At 46.6% G+C, this 974-nt stretch carries 1 protein-coding gene; it reads right to left on the bottom strand.

The genetic code is table 11. The annotated features are described in order from the left end of the window. On the bottom strand, positions 1-974 hold a 974-nt coding region (locus tag KIV40_RS31040; RefSeq protein WP_285353141.1), incomplete at both ends, for a dicarboxylate/amino acid:cation symporter.

Consider the following 974-nt stretch of genomic DNA (forward strand, 5'->3'; position numbering starts at 1 on the left):
ACCGACCATTACTACACCGCCACCGGGAACACCACCAGCACCGATCGACAGTAGCAGGATAGTTAGACCAAGAGTAAAGATGTCTGCAGTGTTGATTGGCTGACCAAATGCGTTAGCTACGAACATTGTTGCTAGTGCGATGTAGATAGATACACCAGACATGTTCATTGTTGCACCTAGTGGCACACCGAAACCTGCTACAGACTTAGAAACGTTTAGCTTCTCTGTAAGGGTGCGCATTGTTACAGGAATTGTCGCGTTCGAGCTTGCAGTAGATAGTGAGAACAGAACTTGCGCACGAGTTGCACGCAGGAACTGCTTAGGAGAAATACCTGTGAACGCACCAACCATTGCTGGGTAGAAGAAGAAAATCCAGAACACTAGCATTGCAACAACAAGTGCTACATAACCTGCTACCGACATTAGTGTGTCAGCGTCTAGAGTTGCACCCAGTTGAATCATAAGAGCGAATACACCGTATGGCGCTAGGCTCATTACTAAGCCGATAAGCTTCATCATGATTTCGTTAGCCATCTTGAACGTCTTGATAGCTGGGCCACCACGAGAATCAAGAGCTTGGATAGCAAGACCAGTTAGAATCGCCATGAAGATGATTTGAAGCATGTCGCCGCTTGCGAACGCTTGTACTGGGTTGCTAGGAACAATGTTCACAACCAGAGAGAAGATGTCTGGCGTTTCTGTTGTTGTTAGAGCAATCGTCTCAGAAACCGTACCCGCTAGGTTTGCACCCGCACCCGGTTGGAAGATCAAACCGATAGTTAGCGCTGCTGAAATCGCGATGATGGTGTTGATAATGTAAAGAGCAAAGGTTTTACCACCAAGACGACCAAATGAACGGATATCTTTCAGTTCAACGATACCGCAAACGATAGATACGTAAACAAGTGGAACAACAAGAAGTTTAATTAGTGAAACGAACATACCACCAGCGCCTTCCGCAGCACCAAGTAGGT

This window comes from Vibrio sp. D173a, from assembly GCF_030248475.1.